General features: G+C 27.2%; 11 protein-coding genes. 4 read left to right on the top strand and 7 right to left on the bottom strand.

Going from position 1 to position 18,441, the window contains the following annotated elements; all coding sequences use genetic code 4:
- Positions 1-83: 83 nt before the first annotated feature.
- Together FJO69_RS00990 and FJO69_RS00995 are read right to left on the bottom strand one after the other, a co-directional pair.
- On the bottom strand, positions 84-3,020 hold the full coding sequence (locus FJO69_RS00990) for an SMC hinge domain-related protein (RefSeq protein WP_140781144.1): 2,937 nt from the start codon (positions 3,018-3,020) through the stop codon (positions 84-86).
- An 83-nt stretch (positions 3,021-3,103) separates the two neighbouring features.
- Complete coding sequence (locus FJO69_RS00995; protein ID WP_140781145.1) at positions 3,104-3,931, bottom strand: leucine-rich repeat domain-containing protein; 828 nt, start codon at positions 3,929-3,931, stop codon at positions 3,104-3,106.
- A gap of 89 nt (positions 3,932-4,020) precedes the next feature.
- Between FJO69_RS00995 and uvrB the strand changes: the two genes are divergently transcribed.
- Both uvrB and FJO69_RS06710 read left to right on the top strand, forming a co-directional pair.
- On the top strand, positions 4,021-6,006 hold the full coding sequence (gene uvrB, locus FJO69_RS01000) for an excinuclease ABC subunit UvrB (protein ID WP_140781146.1): 1,986 nt from the start codon (positions 4,021-4,023) through the stop codon (positions 6,004-6,006).
- A gap of 54 nt (positions 6,007-6,060) precedes the next feature.
- Positions 6,061-7,836, top strand: a complete 1,776-nt coding sequence (locus FJO69_RS06710; RefSeq protein WP_140781147.1) for an MnuA family membrane nuclease — start codon at positions 6,061-6,063, stop codon at positions 7,834-7,836.
- Positions 7,837-7,877: 41 nt separating this feature from the next.
- On the opposite strand, the gene FJO69_RS06715 is transcribed toward FJO69_RS06710, so the two are convergent.
- From FJO69_RS06715 to mnmE, 3 genes are read right to left on the bottom strand one after another with little or no spacing between them, the layout of a single operon-like run.
- A complete protein-coding gene (locus FJO69_RS06715; RefSeq protein ID WP_140781148.1) occupies positions 7,878-9,911 on the bottom strand; it encodes an MYPU_1760 family metalloprotease in 2,034 nt (677 codons plus the stop codon).
- 13 nt (positions 9,912-9,924) lie between these two features.
- The gene (gene rlmD / locus FJO69_RS06720) at positions 9,925-11,271 is read right to left on the bottom strand and encodes a 23S rRNA (uracil(1939)-C(5))-methyltransferase RlmD (RefSeq protein ID WP_140781149.1); all 1,347 of its coding nucleotides are present in this window, start codon (positions 11,269-11,271) and stop codon (positions 9,925-9,927) included.
- 1 nt (position 11,272) lies between these two features.
- Positions 11,273-12,616, bottom strand: a complete 1,344-nt coding sequence (gene mnmE, locus FJO69_RS01020; RefSeq protein WP_211333776.1) for a tRNA uridine-5-carboxymethylaminomethyl(34) synthesis GTPase MnmE — start codon at positions 12,614-12,616, stop codon at positions 11,273-11,275.
- A 424-nt stretch (positions 12,617-13,040) separates the two neighbouring features.
- Here mnmE and FJO69_RS06725 point away from each other — a divergent pair, with 424 nt between their 5' ends.
- Together FJO69_RS06725 and FJO69_RS01030 are read left to right on the top strand one after the other, a co-directional pair.
- A complete protein-coding gene (locus FJO69_RS06725; protein ID WP_140781151.1) occupies positions 13,041-14,441 on the top strand; it encodes an AEC family transporter in 1,401 nt (466 codons plus the stop codon).
- Between the two features lie 86 nt (positions 14,442-14,527).
- Complete coding sequence (locus tag FJO69_RS01030) at positions 14,528-15,427, top strand: nucleotidyltransferase (RefSeq protein ID WP_140781152.1); 900 nt, start codon at positions 14,528-14,530, stop codon at positions 15,425-15,427.
- Between the two features lie 14 nt (positions 15,428-15,441).
- Here FJO69_RS01030 and FJO69_RS06730 read toward each other — a convergent pair whose 3' ends face one another.
- Positions 15,442-16,476, bottom strand: coding sequence for a potassium channel family protein (locus tag FJO69_RS06730; RefSeq protein WP_140781153.1), 1,035 nt, complete (start codon positions 16,474-16,476; stop codon positions 15,442-15,444).
- A gap of 48 nt (positions 16,477-16,524) precedes the next feature.
- The gene (locus FJO69_RS06735) at positions 16,525-18,435 is read right to left on the bottom strand and encodes a M13 family metallopeptidase (protein WP_140781154.1); all 1,911 of its coding nucleotides are present in this window, start codon (positions 18,433-18,435) and stop codon (positions 16,525-16,527) included.
- Positions 18,436-18,441 lie beyond the last annotated feature (6 nt).

An 18,441-nucleotide genomic window follows, 5' to 3' on the forward strand; every position in this document is an offset into this window, starting at 1 on the left:
TTGTTCCCTTTCAAGGAGAATATATTCTTTTGAAATTCGCTAACAGAGTTTATAAAAATTATATTTTAAAATATTAATTAATATTAATTTTTATTATTTTCTTCAACCATTTTTCTTGCGTCGTCTAGTGAAACGCTAAAGAATGTTGTAACACCACGTTTCTGCATTGTTGCTCCGTAAAGCTTATCTGCTCTTTCCATCGTTCCTTGTCTATGGGTAATAACGATAAATTGAGTGTCATCTTTTAAACTTTGTAAAAATTCTGCAAATCTTATAACGTTCGCTTCGTCAAGAGCGGCTTCTACTTCATCTAAAATACATAAAGGAAGAGGTTTAGCTTTTAAAATTGAAAATAGTAATGAAATAGCAATAAGGGCTTTTTCTCCACCTGAAAATAGTTTTAAATTCTTAATTGATTTGCCGGGAGGTTGAGCAATAACATCAATCCCACTTTCAAGTAAGTTTTCAGGATTAGTGTATCTAATTTCAGCCATTCCGCCACCAAACATTTTAGCAAAAACGTGTTTGAATTCGGCGTTAACTAGATCTACTGTTTGAGTAATTTTTTGAATAATTAATTTATCCAATTCGTCAATAGCTTCCTCGATAGTTTGTTTTGCAGCTCTTATTTCTTCGTCTTGTGCTTTAACTTCTTTATATCTTGTTTCCACTTCTTGAAGTTCTGTTATAGCATCTTCATTAACGTGCCCTAATTCACGAATATCTTGTTTCAAGCTGTTTACAAGTTCTCTTGCTATTTTAAAGTCTATTTCAGGATTGTATTGTTGTTTAGCTGTTTCAAACAACATTCCGTATTCTTCTGAAAGTCTTTCTTTAGCGGTTTGAATTCTAGTTTCAGCATTAGTTTTTTCAACCATTTTTCTAGTGTTTTCACTTAATAAAGTTGTAAGTTCGGCACTAGCTTCTGTTTTGGCTGTATTGATATCAAAAAATTCTTTTTTGTATGTTTTAAACATTTCTTCTTGCGATTCTTTTTTAGTTTTTAAATCACTAATATTTGTAAGAAGTGTTTGAATTTTATTTTCAAAATTAATATTTTGATCAGCTTCTAAAATTTCATCAGAAATTGTTTTAAATTGTCTTAATAATTCGTCTGCTGTATTTTGAGCAACGGTTAGTTTGTTTTTATAATTGTTAATTTCTAAAATTATGTTTGAATATAGTGAAATATTCTTTTCTCTTTCATGGTTAAAATTATTTAATTGGCTTGTATGTAAAGAAATATTTGCTTGTAATTGAGGGATTAATTTATTAAGTTCTTCAATTTGGTTTTGAAGATTAAATGTAGAAACATTTTGTGTAGTTTGACCGCCAGTCATAACTCCGCCAACTCTAATAATGTCTCCATCTAATGTAACAACCATATATCTTTTTTCTAATAATTGTGAAATACGAGAAGCATTTTCGATGTTGTCGCAAACCAAAATGTTTCCAAGTAAAAATCTTTTTAAAACATCAATATTTTTATCAATAGAAACCAAATCGGCAGCTATACCTAAAAAACCTTTTTGAGTTTGAGCTACAACAATGTGTTGTTCGTTAACTCTTTTTGGTTGAATAGAAGATAAGGGAATGAATGTAGCCTTACCACCATTATTATTTTTTAAGAAATTAATAGCAGCAACTGCTGTGTCAGGTGTATCAACAACAATGTGTTGCACAGCTCCACCTAAAATAGTTTCAATAGCTAATGCATATTGCGCATCTACTTTAATTAATTCTTTAACCAAAGCTTTATAGCCTTTAAATAAATGTTTATTTTCAACAACGTTAGCAGTTCCTTTAGCTAAGTTATTTTTGTTTGATCTCATATCTTCAATAACATCTAATTTAGATTTGATTTTATTCAATTTATGGGTATCGTTTTCAATAATATTTCTTTCTTTTTGAATTAAAGTAAAGTATTTTTCAGCTTCTTTTTTAAGTTGATCGGCTTCGTTGGTTTTTTTGTTAATAAAATCACTATAAACAGCAATAGTAGAATTAGTTTCAACTATTTTTTCTTTTAAGGCTTCTTTCTTTTGTTGTTCGGTTGCTACAATTTGACCTGAAAGCAACATTTCACGGTGTTGATCTTCTTTAGCTCTTCTAATTTCTAAAGCATTAAGCTCGTCGGTTAATTTAGAAATTTCTTTATTTAAATTAGAAATACTTTCATCTAATTGATTAATTAATTCTGATTTTTGTAAACCTAAATTAGTGTATTTTTGAACAATAGCCTCAAGGTTTTCTTTTTGTAATTCAAAGCCTTTTGTTTCTTTTTCTAAGTGTTCTAAACGATTTGAGTAATCGATAAAATCATGAACCAATAAGCTCACTTCAACATCTTTTAGTTGTGCTTTTTTGGCACGATAAACTTTAGCTTTCTCAGCTTGTCTTTGTAATGGTTTTAATCTTTTTTCTAACTCTTCTACTAAAATAGAAATTTTATCCAATGCTTCTTGAGTTCTTTCTAGTTTACGTTGTGATTCAATTTTTCTTACACGATACATTGAAGTACCTGAAGCTTCTTCAAAAATTTCTCTTCTTCTTTCTGGTGTAGCTTCGGCAATGTCCGCAATAGTTCCTTGACCAATAATAGCTAATGAAGATTTTGAAATACCACTTTGCATCGCTATTTCTTTAATATCTTTTTGTCTTGCTATTTCGCCATTAATGTAATATTCATTACTTCCCTTTCCTCTTGTTAAAACACGAGAAATGGTAAAAAAGTCATGAGGTATATTACATCCTCTATCTCTATTATCAAAAGTTAAAATAACCTCTGCTCTATTCATTTCTTTTTCAGTTTTAGAACCTGAGAAAATAACATCTTCCATGTTATCTCCTCTTAAAACCTTAGAACTTGTTTCTCCTAAAACTCATCTAATTGCATCATTAATATTAGATTTACCAGAACCATTAGGTCCAATAATAGCAAAAACTCCACCGTCAAATTTTAAAGAAACTTTGTCAGCAAAAGATTTAAAACCGTGAGCTTCTACTTGAATTAATTTCATAATTTTACCCTCCTCTAGGTTTGCGTAATATTAATATTATAATAAATAAAAATAAAATAGGTTATCAACGATAACCTATAAAATTATTCAACTATTGTATATAAGTGATTTGGGTTTTTTACAAGTTCTTCTTTTAGGTAATTCTTTAAGTTTTCATTTAAAACTGTTAGTTTAACTTTAACCGCATCTTTTGGTGCATTATTATAATCAAAAGCCTTAGGGCTAAATTCAAGAACGCTTGCAGGAATTGTTAAAGCTTCAAATTTATTATTTGCTAAAGCATAATCTTCAACTTCTTCAATGTTAGCTAGATCTAATTCAGTTAATAAGTTATTAGCGAAAACCCCATTACGTAAAACTTTTAGATCTTTTAATTCAGCAAGGTTAACTGACATTAATGAGTTTTGAGCAAAAGCATAACTTCCGATGTTGCTTACAGTCAATGGTAAAGTAAGTTTAAAACCTTCAAAAGAATCACTTTTTGGTGCAAATGTACCCTTAAAAGCATTATCTCCAATATATAGCAAGTCTGCCTCATTAAAGTTAATGACAGTAACTGAAGAAAGACCTTCGAAAGCTCCATTTTGAATATGAGTTAAAGTTTTTGGTAAATTAATTTGAGCTATATTGCTAATTCCGCTTGCTGCTATAACGTTTTTAGCTCTTAATCCTTTTTGACTAACTTCCATTTGTCTTTTGATATTTACATATGAAAATAAAGCTTGTGGAATTTCGGTCATTTTTTCATCAGTTAAATTTAAAGTTTTTGAACTTAATTTAAAGTCATTTAATAAATAATCTTCAACTGTGCTGTTTGTAGCTTCGCCACCACAAGAAACAGCAGCAATTGGTAGGGCTAGAGTTGAAATCGCACTTAAAGAACCTAATAAAAATATCTTATTTTTTTTCATAGCTATAATTTTACCATTTTGTTATAAAAACAAACTCATTATTTGACCCTATTAACTAAGCAAATATTTTAGATGTTAAAATATTAAATATGAATAATTTTGAACTTATATCACCTAACAAACCTTCCGGCGACCAACCAAAAGCCATTAAGCAATTAGTAGAAGGTTTAAAACAAAATAAAAAACATCAAGTTTTACTTGGAGTAACGGGTTCAGGTAAAACTTTTACCGCCGCTTCTGTTATTAATGAAATAAATAAACCAGCGTTAATAATTTCTCACAATAAAACCTTAGCTAGTCAGTTATATAGTGAGTTTAAGGAGCTGTTTCCCAATAACTCAGTCGAATATTTTGTTTCTTATTTTGATTATTACCAACCGGAAGCTTATTTACCTAAAAAAGATTTATACATCGAAAAATCTTCTGCCAATAACAAGCAATTAGCAGCAATGAGAATGTCTGCAATTAACTCTTTATTAACAAGAAGAGATACAATTGTTGTTGCTTCTGTGGCTGCAATTTATGGTGAATTTAATCCTTCTGAATACGAAAAAAACTTTTTAACAATTAAACAAAATCAAAAAGTAAAAAGAGATGAAATAATATCTGCCTTAGTTAAAATGGGTTATACAAGACATTTCGGAGAAATTAATAGAGGTGATTTTACTGTTAAGGGTGATTTAATCGAAGTTTGCCCTGGTTACAATCTTGATTACAATATTAGAATTACTTTTTTTGATGATGAAATTGATCAAATCTCGTTTGTTGACCCATTAACCAAAGATGTATTTAAAAAATTACCAGCTTTAGTTGTCTTCCCTGCTACAACTTATACTTTAAGTGGTTTAGATCGTTTTGAAATGTGTAATATGATTGAAGAAGAATTAAATGGTGTTATAGCCGATTTTAAAGCAAATAATAAACTTTTAGAAGCTCAAAGAATTAGCGATCGTGTATACAACGACATTGATTCTATAAAAGAGTTTGGCTACGTTAACGGGATGGAAAATTATGCTCGTTATGTTGACGGGCGTCAACCAGGGGAGAGACCTTATACTTTATTTGATTATTTACCAAAAGATGCAGTTATTTTTGTAGACGAAAGTCACTTGATGATTCCACAAATTAGAGGTATGTTCAATGGTGATAGAGCTCGTAAGGAAAGCCTAGTTAATTATGGTTTTAGATTGCCTTCTTGTTTAGATAATAGACCTTTAATGTTTCACGAATATGAAAGTTTTAAAAACAATAAGATTTATATGTCAGCAACACCTGCTGAATATGAATTGGAAAAAGCAAACAACGAAGTTATAAGACAAATAATTAGACCAACAGGTTTAGTCGACCCTATTATTGAAATAGAAACTAAAGAAGGTCAAATTCAAAGAATTTACGATCATATTAAAAAGCAAATAGATAAAAACGAAAGAACGTTAATTTTAACGACAACAAAGGCTAGTGCCGAAGAGTTGTCTCTATATTTACAAGAACACAAGATTAAATCGGCTTACATTCACGAATCTTTTAAAATATTTGAACGCAATGAAATATTAAAAGGTTTAAGAACAGGGAAGTTTGATGTTGTTATTGGAATTAACTTGCTACGTGAGGGAATAGATCTACCTGAGGTAAGTTTAATATGTGTTTTGGATGCTGATCAAAGAGGTTTTTCAAGAAACACAACCAGTTTAATTCAAATAGTCGGTCGTGCCGCAAGAAACGACCATGGAAAAGTTATTTTTTATGCAGATGAAATAACTGAAGCTATGAAAAAAACAATTGAAGATAATAAATATAAAAGAGAAATACAAACTAAATATAATCTTGAAAATAATATTGTTCCTAAAACAATTATTAAACCTGTGGCTCCACCTATTCAAAATTGAGATAGTATTGATGAAGATGAATACTTACTTGAAAAAGCTAAGGTTAAAAATAACAAGAAATTGGTTAAAAAACTAATTGAAAGTATGCAAGATTACGCCAAAGATAATAAATATGAAGAGGCTATTAAAATTAGAGATTATTTATATGAAATAGGCGTTGATTTAGATAATTTAGATAAATACAAATAAAAACGGCAATCCCGTTTTTTTATTTAGCTGCGTTTAATCTTTTATAATTTAAATATGAACAAAATTAGCAAAGCTTTTTTAACTGTTGGATCAATTGTAATTACAACGCCTTTAATAACTGTTTCTTGTTTTGAAAACAAAGAAAATAATTTAGATCAAAAATCCTTAGATATAAAAATTTTAATAAATAATATCAATAAATTTAATCCTAAAAGCAATTCAACCAAAACCTTTTTAAATTTGAATAAAACAAATTTAAATATTGTTAACAAAGAAGATTTACCTTTAAAAGTTATTTCTGCTTCAGAAGAATATAACCAACAAGAAGATAAATCAACAATTAATATAAATTATCTTTTATCGACAAAAGATATTTATTTTGTCAAAGGTTATAACTATAAATATTTTGTAAATAATAGATATTTAAATTATTTAGCAAAAAATATTAAAGTTGCTATTAACACGGACGATAAAGCAAATTTAACAGATAAAAATCTTTTAATAGAATTATTAGAAGATGGCTATACTTATGAAGTATTTGATTTTCAAAACTTTCAAAACGAAATTAAATTTTCTTTAAAAGTTAAAAAAGATAATAAGGTTTCTGAAATAGTTAATTATGAATTTAAAAAAGATGATTTAGCTGTAAAAAAACAAGATGAACCTCAAAAAGAAGAACCAAAACAAGAAGAACCTCAAAAAGAGCCAGAAAATAATCAAAATAATAATTCTAATGATCAATCTGACGATAAAAAAGATGAAGAACCTACGAAACCTTCAAAAGAAGATGAAATTAAAAAACCAGAAATACCGGAATTTTTATATAAACAATACTCTGTAGATTTTTCAATTGGTAATAATTCCGCTTATAAATATTCAGAAAAATTAAGTCCAACAAAAACCGTTAAATGAGGGCATTGAAATCTTTTAAATATAAATGGAAACGATACTAATGATATAAAAAGAAAAAGAGCCGCGGTTGTGATGTCTCATTTAAATTTAGATTTAATTGGTATTACCGAAGTTAAGGATGAATACGCTATAAAATCTTTGGTTAAAACAATGAACGAAATTCATAAGAATCAATTTAAATATATAATTTCAGATCATTTAAAAGGTCCTTATGCTGGTACAAGACAAGGAGAACATGTTGCTATAATATATAACTTTAATAAATTAACTCCGGAAGCTTTTGACAACGGTAAAATAGGTTATAGTTATACTCAAAGTTTTAAGGGTTATAAATCTGACTTAGATTATTATTACGTAAGACCTCCTTACGGGGTTAAATTTGCTTTAAACTATGCTCCTCATAAAAAAATGACTTTTGTTTTTGATCACTTTGATTCACCAGGTGAAAAAAAGACAAGTGAATACGATTTTAAATCTATAAAATCGCAAGGGAACCAAGAAATTTCAGAAGCATATCATTTAAAAAATGTTTTAGATTATTTTGATTCAATAGACGGTCCACAATCTAATATTTATTTCGGAGGAGATACCAATATAAGAACAGGTAATCAAAACTCAGCATTTGCTTCAATGAAAAATAATTATTATGCTTTATTAAAAGATACTTCTAATTGAAATTCGTCACTTAATACATCGGGCGGTTATTCACAACAATACGATAAGCTTTTTTATAAATCAGAATTTAATACATACAATGGTTTTGTTTTTGATTTATATAAAGTTAAAAGGAATAACAACTGAATTGATTTATTTAAAAAATATGATATTGCAGTTGAAAAAACCGAATCACTTAGAAACGGTACTTCATTGAGCGATCACACCTTAGTTGGTGGTTATATCGATTACCTAAATAATTAAATATTTCTTAATACTAAAACACCGCTTTAAAGACGGTGTTTTTAATATTGTTTAATTTCTAAATAATTTTTATTATTTTTGTTTGCAATTTGAATTTGATAGCTGTAATCTTTATTTGATATGTTTGGTATATTTGTTAAAGAATAAACAGAACGATAAGAGGTTATATTGCGTGAATTTTGTTCTTGTAAGCCGTAGTATTTTTGTCCTTCGGCATTATTTAATAATTCAAATTTTTCATCTTCTTCAACAATGTTGTTATTGTTTTTATCAATTCATAAAGTTATATCAAATAAACCTGATGTTGATTTACCTAAGAAGTCTTTTTTATCGAATGGATCAGTAACATAACTTACATAAGTATAATTTTCATCATTTTGATATAAATCAGTTTCGCTATAAGTGTTTGATCCTGTTTCATCATATTTAGAATTTCATTTTTGTTTAGCTATATAGTTAAAGTTAAAAGTATGAATATCTAATTGTTTTTGAACATTGTTATTTTCAATTATGAAAGCTGTTTTGGCGTTGTTTTTAACAGCTTCTAATTGTTTATCATCTAAATTTAAATAACCACCAAATTTTAATAAATCTGTTCTACCTTTTAAATTATTTGTTTTATCTGAAACCCAATTAGAATTATCTACTGCAGCAAAACTTATTAATTGTCTATAGCCCATTAAATCTAAATATGCTTCAAATAATAAAGATAAATATTTATTCGGTTGTTTTTTTACAATTTCGGCAAAAGGTCTTTGATTATTAGCGTTTAAATAAATTGATAATTGCTCATCAAAAACTCAATCAGTATTAAAAGCTGTATAGTTATGATATGGTTTACCGTCTTTTTGTCAAGAAGCTGGTTCAAGTAATCCAAACATTTTAAAATCATCATCCCCAATTGCTGTTAAATAAATCGAATCCGTAATTGGTAATTTAAAATATAAATAATTTTCAAAAGGGTTTAATTCTTCGTCGCCATTATAAATTGGTTTTAATTTACCTCTAGAATTTTTAAAATTCATATTAGTAGAAGTGAATGACATTTTTAGCAGTTCTCTTGGTACTAGCTCTTCAAAAGAATATTGATATAAAATATTTTTTCTGCTTATTGAAGAACTAAATCTAACATCATTATTTAAAGTGTTATTAAAATAATAATTGCCGATAAGTAGTTTTAATTCTAATGCTTTATATCTTTCTAACTCTTCTTTGGTTCAGTTTTTTTCTCAATTATTAGCATAATTAAATAGATCGTAGGAACTATAATCCTTAAAAATAGGTCTTTCATCATCAACAACATTAAAGGCTATTGGTGTTTTTAAATAGTCTTTATAATTAGCAGGGCGATTAAATTTAAGTGCTTCTTTAAATCTTTCTAAGAATTTAGCATTAACTACATTTGCTTTGCCGTCTGAATTTAATTTATATTCTAATTCACTAGAAGCATAAGGATCATTTTCTTTGACACTTGTATCGTAAACGTTATCGATGTGGTGAGTATATTCGTGAACTAAGACACTTAAAATAGCTTCTACTCTTTTTTCTAATGGTCAATCATTTATTATCTTAGGACCTAATTTAATAATTGAATTTAAATTTAAATATATTTCGCCAATATGTGGATAATAAACCCCATTAACCGAATCATGATGATCACTACTTGGTATTTCTCGATTTATATAAACGGTTGTTAAGGCATCGATTTCAGGTCCGAAGTTAGCTCTTTTTCTAAATTGATCGCTTAAAAGTTTTCTGCCTTCTTCACCTAAATAATAAATTAAATTATTTTCTTCATCCTTAGCGTATGGATATTCAATAATCGTCAAATCTCCATATTTATATTCTGGGTTTTTTATTACTTTTTGATTCCTTTCCATTAATTTAGCATTATATGTTCTGGCTTCAACATCATTATTTATGATAGATACATGATCAAACCTTGCATCAATACCTAAAAAAAGAAAAACTACTGCTCCTATCGCTCCGATTACAGTTATAAATAAAAATATTATTAATAATATAGCTCAAAGAGGGAACTTATCTTTTTTAACTGGTTTTTGATTTTCTTCCATTTCTCCTCCTTAATTAATCTTTATAAATAACAGCAACAGCTTCTACATGAGCGGTTTGTGGAAACATATCGACCGGTGTAATTTTTTTAATTTTATAACCGTTATTACTTAATATTTTTAAATCTCTGACTAAAGTATGTGGGTTGCAACTAACGTAAATTATTTTTTTAATATTAGCTTCTATAACAGTATTAAGTGTGTTGCCTTCTATACCTGAACGTGGTGGATCAAAAATTATAGTATCTATTTTATTAACATTTATACCGTGCTGTTTAGCAATTTCGGCATTTCTTAATATATCTTCTGTTTTAGCGTTTATAGAAAAAACTTTATTTTTATCTAAATTATTTATTTCTATATTTTTACAAGCATTAATGGATGCATTTTTATTTGTTTCAATTAAATAAATTTTTGAATTGTCATTGCCAATATAAATACCGATTGAACCAACACCAGAATAAGCATCAATTATATTTCTTTGATCTTTAATTTCCTTTTTAACTAAATCATATAAATCTTCTGTTGCAAAATCATTTACTTGAAAAAACGAATCTCATGAAACAATAAATTTTTTATCTCTTAATTTATACTCTAGTCAGTTTTTATTCAATTTATTATTTCTATCTAAAACTACTAATATTTTTTCTTTAAAACAAATAACTATATTTTCTAAATTATCAATTCAATTAAATATATCTTTTATTTTGTTGCTTGCCGATTCATCTTGATTATTTAAATCAAAAATTATTTGTATTTTATCGACTGCTTGACTATATCTAAAAGTAACTTTATTTATGTTTAAGTTAATTTTGTTATTGTTAATAAATTTTTTAAAACTTTCAAAAGCCTTACACATTTCTTCATTAGCTAGTGTTAATTCCGGTTGTTCTATTAATTTGTGTGTTCTTTTTTTATAAAAACCAAAAATGTATTTATTATTGGTTTTTTCAACTTGTAAGGTTATTTTATTACGGTAGTGAGTTTCTTTTTTAGAAGCGACTATATTTTCTACAACAACTTCTTCTGGTAAATTCCTTTTAACAAGATTATTTAAAATATCAAATTTAAATTTTAATTGTTCTTCATAAGTATATGGAAGTAGCGGTGCTGCCATAGATTTATATAATGCTTCGTTATAATCATTATTCAAATTTTCTTTTATTATAGTTTGGCTAATAGGTTCTCCGAATGCTATTTGTTTATTAGCTCAATATATTTTGACATCTACTTTTTGATTAGGTAAGGCATTATCGACAAACAAAACCTGATTGGATGATTTATCACCTCTAAAAACACCATAACCTTCATAGCTCAATTCTTCAATCAAAACATCTTTTATTATTTCATTAACTTTATACATTTTATTTACCTAAACAAAATTTAGAAAATATATTATCTAATAAAGCTTCGTTATCGTGTTCTTTATTTAAAATTTGTCTTAAATTCATTCACGCTTTATTTAAATCCAAAATAACAACTTCAGGTCCAAAACCATTATCTATACCTTCATTAGCTTCTAATAAAGCGTTTTTAGCTTCTTTTAAAAGACCTAATTTTCTTGTGTTGTAAATTATGTTTTCGCTATAAATATCAAAGTTATTATATTTTTTTACTAAAGCGTTTCTTAGTTCTCAAAGATATTGATTTTTAGCTGAAATAATAATTTTATTAGTATTACTTTTTTGTTCTTTGCTTAATAAGTCGGCTTTATTAATAACTTCAATATATTCTTTGTTTTTAGCTAAATCTTTAATAGCTAAATTTTCTTCACTGTCTTGGTTATCATAATCTACCAAATGGACAACAATCCTTGCTTCTTCAATTGCTTTTTTAGATTTTTCAATTCCGATTGACTCTACTAGATCTTCTGTTTCTCTTATTCCGGCTGTATCTATTAATTTAAATACTATACCGTTAATATCAAATTCTCCTTCAACAATATCTCTGGTTGTACCAGGAATATTAGTTACAATCGCTTTTTCTTTACCTAGTAAAGCGTTTAAAAGAGAAGATTTACCTGTGTTAGGTTCTCCAACTATAGCTATAGGTATACCATTATAAATGTCGTTTGCATTTTCTGATTGTTGAATAACGACATCTATTTTTTTTATCAAATTATTAACTAATTGTTTTAATTTATTTTTATCCATTTGTTCTATGTCGTTATAATCAGAATAATCAATATTAATTTCTGTTATAGAAATAATCTGTAAAAGTTCATCTTCTAGTTTTTCAATTAATTTCTCGTCTTTGTAATTAAATTGATGAATAGCTATTTCTGCTTGTTTATTAGTTTTGGCATGAATTAAATTATTGATAGCTTCTGCTTTATCTAAAGATATTTTTCCGTTTAAAAAAGCTCTTCTAGTAAACTCGCCTTTTTCGGCTAACCTAGCACCATTACCAATTATTAAATTAAGAATCTTATTAGTTACAATAATTCCACCGTGTGCATTTATTTCTATTGTATCTTCACCGGTATAATTTTTATTTCCAATAAAAAAATTAACTAATACTTCATCGATAACTTTATTTGTTTGAGGATCAACTATATTTCCATATGTTATAGTTTTATCTTCACCTATTTTACCTGTATATATTTTTTTAATAATTTCGATAGCTTCCGGACCTGAGATTCTGATTATAGAAATAGCTTGATTAATATTTCCTGAAGATATAGCTGTTATTGTGTCGTTAATATTCATAATTGATTATTATATTATTTTTTATTATTGTTTTATATAGTTATATTTAATATATATAAATTAAATATACATTTATATATTAATTATTATTAATTAGATTTTTTATTAGTTAAATGTTTGTTTATATAAATAAAATAATAAGCCTTGTTTTTAATGTTAAATTATCAATAAACACCTTAAATTAAGATATTTTTTAATGTTAATAACTTTTAAAACAATTAACATTTTTTTGTTTTTGATGTATTTTTATAATAACTGATTTAAATTAGTTGGTAACAAATATAGAATTTATCTAAACACACTTATTTTATTTTTGTACAATTAATATTGAGTATAAGTTTTATATTCTTAATTCTAATTTTAATTATTCAAATAATGATAGAAGGTTTTATGATTTTAAATTCAAAATTAAGGTAAAGAAAAAATGAATCCTTCACGTTTGTTTGTTGGTATTATCACTAACACAGGATTATGGGGCGCAATAATTTCTACAATCGTCATAACTTTATTAGGTTTCTTATTATTTAAATTTAAAGTTTTAGACGATCATTCAACTGGCGCCGTACAGAAAGTTATTATTAATGTAATAATTCCCTTTCTATCATTTTATTCTTTCCTAACAACAGCTGACGGTAGCGATATAAAAATATACGCTATAGTTTTTGGTTTATCGGCTGTATATTATATTGTTTTGACAGGTATAGCTATGGTTTGAGTTAAATTATTACCTAAAACTGTGCCTAAATCTGTTATAACAAAAGCTCAAAACGATTTTGAAAAATGACAAAATCAAACAGAATTAACTAATAAACAATTATTTAATTCTTCAATTTATTTAGAAAGTTTACAAAAGAAACACCTTGTTACATGATTGATGTGTATTTATGGTTCTAATATTCTATTTGCAACACCGATAGTTTTAGGTGTCTATCCTAATGGAATAGAACTAGGTTCATTAAGTATTTGAAATATTTTATATTACATCGGAGGATTCGGTTTATCTTTTTCTCTTATTTCAGGAGCCAAATTTACTCGCAAAGAATTTGGTAAAACCATGAAGAAAACTTTATTAAACCCTTCATTTATTGTGGTTCTAATAGCTATATTATTATGAAGTTCACAATATTTTATTCCACATGCCGGACCAACAGTTACAACTCTAGATAAACCAATAGAAATTCAAGTTCAATATGGCATCGATCCTAATACAAAAGAAGTATTACAAACTGGAGTTTTAGTAGATCGTTTTTCTACATTTGGACCTAACTTTTCTACTCTTTATGGACATGCGGTTACACCACACGAAAACCCATCAGATGTTACTCATCCTATTGTAGAATGATTTAGTTTTGATAAAGTTAAAAATGCTTATGTAATTTATAACGGTAAACCAGCAGGATGATTCGATTGAAAAGTTACTGTTCCTTATTTATATAAACCGATTTCTATTTTAGCTTCTCTTATTTCTCCTTTAATCTGAATAGTTATTGGAACTTCTTTGGCTAAAACTAATATTAAAGAAATGTTTTGTAAATGAAGAAATTGACTATTCTTAATTTTTAAAATGGTTTTAATTCCGATATTTATTTTGGTTTTAATGATACCTCTTGTAATTACTAAAAATTTACCACCACAAGTTGCAGCTGTATTAGTTATGACTGGATCAGTCCCACCAGGCACAACTGTTGTTATATACTCTCAACATTTTAAGGTTCATGAAAAATATACTGCACAAGTAAGTAGTCTTTCAACGATGTTAAGTTTTATTTTTATTCCTGTCTGATTAGTTGTTGGAGTTGTGGTTTTTGAACTACTAGCAGTCTAATATATAAAAAGTTAATAATATATAAATTAAAAATAAATAATTTTAAAATCCTGTTTGTTAGCAGGATTTTTATTAAAATTCTTTATATGAAAATAGGTGTTATAGCAGAATTTAATCCATTTCACAAAGGACATAAATATCTATTAGAAAGTATTAAAAATAAATATCCAAATTCTTATTTAATAATAGCTTTATCTAGCGATTATGTACAAAGAGGCGAAATAGCATGTATGTCTTGAGAAGATAGGGCATTAGCAGCTAAAAAATTTGGAGCTGACGAAGTGATACCGCTAGATTTTTATACTTCTACTCAAGCGGCTCATATATTTGCTGAAGGTGCCATAAACACACTTTTAAAAAAAGAAATCGATATGCTTATTTTCGGAGCTTCCGATGGTGATAAACCAGAGAAATATGTTAACGCCGCCACTGCTATAAAAAACAATTTAGAAATATATAATAAAGTTTTAAAACAAACATTAAAAACGGGCAGATCTTTTGTTTATAGTGCTTATGAATCTTTAAAACAACTAATAGGTGAAGAAAATATACCGACGGATATTTTAGGTCTTGAATATGCTAAATATATTATTTTTAATAATTTATCAATTAAAATTGACACAATAAAAAGAACAATAGATCATAATAGTGAAATGGGTATGGAAAATTATGCTCCTGCTTCTGTGATAAGAAAGATGTTAGCTAATAATGAAGATGTAAGCCAATATATACCTATTCAAATAAAAAAAGATTATCCTAAAATAGAAGATAAATATTTAGATTTTCAAAAAATAGTTAAAGAAAAAACACCGCAAGAATTATCGGAAATCCACTTAATGAGTGAAGGAATGGAAAATTTATTTAAAAAAAATATAGATTTGCCAACTTATGAAGAATTTGTCGAAGCTTGCACTTCAAAAAGATATACGCATAGTAGAATAAAAAGAGTTATCTTATATACTTTGCTACAAATAAAAAAAAGCTAGTAGTTTTGTTTCTACTAGTTTTTGTTTGCTTGTTCTAACTTATCTTGTGCTTGTTCTAATTTTTCACGTTTATGTCTTTTTTCTTCATCTTTTTCAGTTTGTTTTTCTTTTAATTCGGCCATAAATGAACCAGCAATAATACCAGAAGGAATAGCAATTATTGCTATACCTAAAATAGAAATAACCATAACAATAACTCTTGAATTAACAGCATGAGGGACAAAATCACCATAACCAATTGTTGTTAAAGTAATTGTTGCGAAATATAAAGCCTCTAAAAAGTTTTTAACTACACCATTTGACAAGGCTTGATATTCAGGATTAGCAGCAGCTAATTCTTTTGTTGTGTTGTGTGTTTTAATTCAATTATTTTGTTGTTCTCTTAACCATTCTGATTCGTTGTTTCAAATTAATAAAGCAAAGATAATGATTATTAAAACAATAAACATAAAGACAGAAAATAAAACTTTTCCTTTTTGATCTAAAACATTTAATAAATTTTCAATTGGCCTTAATAGTTTTAAAAGTATTAATAATCTAAACATTTTAATCAAGTTAAAACTACTTAAAACTTGATTTGTTGTAGCACTAGCATCAAATGCTCCGGCTTTAAAATAATTTAAAACGTTTAAAGAAGATAAAATACATAAAAGAATTAATAAACCTGTTCCTGAAATTAAGAACTTTAACCAACCATATCTAGTAACTCGTTCGTAAGAATTTTTATAAGCGTGATAGTAACTATAAGTTATTCAATGTAATACATAGTCTGCAATAAATGTAAAAAAACCAATTATTTGTAAAACTTTAATTGCAGAAGTTCATTGTTCTTGTCATTCTTTGGCGGGTGTAATTAAAGCTAAAAATGATAAACAACATGCTAAACCGACGATTAATGTATAAAGTATCTGATAAGCCAAAATACGTTTAGATTTACTTTTTAATTCTTCCGGTAAATTTCTACTTGTTCAAGCTGTAAAAGATAAAACTTTAATAACGTAATTTACATCTTGTAATTTTTTTTGTGTATGTTTTATTTCTGTTGCCATTATTTTATTATAAATAAAAAGCAGTCATTAAAGACCACTTTATATTTATTATCAAATTTTTACCCGTTTTTTAGGTTGAATATACATTTTATCTTTTGATGTAATTCCGTATACTTCATAAAATGGATCAAAGTTTTTTAATTGGACGTTAACTCTTAGTTTAGCAGGAGCATGAACGTCTGTATCTAATAATAATTTAGCAATTTTTTCACGGTATTTCGATCTTCAAATTACAGCGTAAGAAGTAAAGAATTTTTTAGCTTTAAATTCAGGTCTTAATTTAGCAGCTTCATAAGCACATGAAAGACCACCAGAGTCGGCAATGTTTTCTGAAACTGTTAATTTACCATTACATTTACCAGCAAAAGTTCTTTCTCCATCAAATAGTTCAATCATTTTTGCTTTTTTCTCATCAAACATTTTTTTATCTTCTTTTGTTCATCAGTTGTTCATGTTACCGTTTTCATCAAATTCAGCACCATTATTATCGAACGCGTGAGAAATTTCATGAGCCATAACAACCCCAATAGCACCAAAGTTTTCTGATGAAGATCTATTAATGCTGTAAAAAGGATCTTGTAAAATAGCGGCAGGGAAAACAATTTCATTTCTTGAAGGGGAGAAATAAGCATTAACCATTGCAGGAGACATATGTCAGTCTTCTTTTTCAATTGGTTTTAAATATTTAGAGTATTTGTGTTCTTGTGTTAATTCTGTAAATCTTAAAGCGTTCATGAAGAAATCGTTGTAGCCGTCATAAGATTTAACAACAAATTTTTTGTATAGTTTGTTTAATTTTGAAGGATAACCAATGTGAGGTGTAATTTTATTCAATTTAGTAATAGCCTTTTTGATGGTTTCTTTTCCTAATCATTCGTTAACACTTAGTTTTTCTTTGTAAATGTTAATCATTTCTTTAACCATTTCTAAAACGTCAGCCTTAGCTTCTTCGCCAAAATAAGTTCTTCCGTAGTAAAAACCAAATGGCATCGAGAAGAAGCCATCAACAGTAATTGAGACAGCGTATTTTTCTTTTGAATAAGGTTTTGGAACACCACTTAAAGTTCTTCTAAATAAACCAGCTAATTCACGACTTTGATTGTCTAAATATTGAGCGTAAGTTAAAACAGTGTCTAAAATTAATCTTGCTTTGTAGTTTTCGAAAGATTTTTTAGTTACGATTTTGTCAATATTATTTAAATATTTAACTGAAACTGCGTTCATTTCTTTGACATCATTTTTAACTAATTTATCTACTATTTTTTTAATGTTTAAAATTGATGAATGAGCATTAAATTCTTCGATTGGTAATAAATGATATAGTTCTGTATATCTTGCAATTTCTTCGCTTGTTAAATTATATTTAGCGACAAGTTCGTCGAAAGTTAAAGCTTTTTGAATTAAATCTTTAACCTTTGCTTCATCTTTATAGATAGGTGTTAATAAGCCGGTCATCATTTGAGTATAAACGGCTAATAATTGTTTTTTCTTGGTTTCATCGTCATAATAACTTTTTTCAGGAAGAATCATTTCGGCTGGTGAAAAGTTAGCAATTTGTTTTTTACTGTCTTTAAAATCTGGATCAACAGAAATATCGAACGGTAAAAATAATCTTCTGTATGCTAATGTTTGAGCGTTATTTTCAACATCTTCTCACGATTGAAGTTGTTCAATTTCTTCTAATAAAGGTAAAATAGGTTTAACTCCGGCAACTTTTTTACCTTTTCAATCCTTGGCTAATCTGTAAAATTTAACCATTTCTAGAAGTTCTTCTTCGTTTCTAATTTCGTTAGTATTAACAGATCATTTTTCTAATAAATTCTTTTTTAATTTATCTAGATTGTCTGCTATTTTACTAAAACTCCCAATTCCGTATTTATCTTCAGGAATATTGGTTTTTTCTAATCACTGTCCGTTAACAGCTTCGAAAAAGTCTTTTTTAATCAATTCTTTGTTCATAAAAAT

The organism is [Mycoplasma] falconis, assembly GCF_006385795.1.
In the GTDB taxonomy this organism is placed as follows: Bacteria; Bacillota_I; Bacilli_A; order Mycoplasmatales; family Metamycoplasmataceae; genus Metamycoplasma; species Metamycoplasma falconis.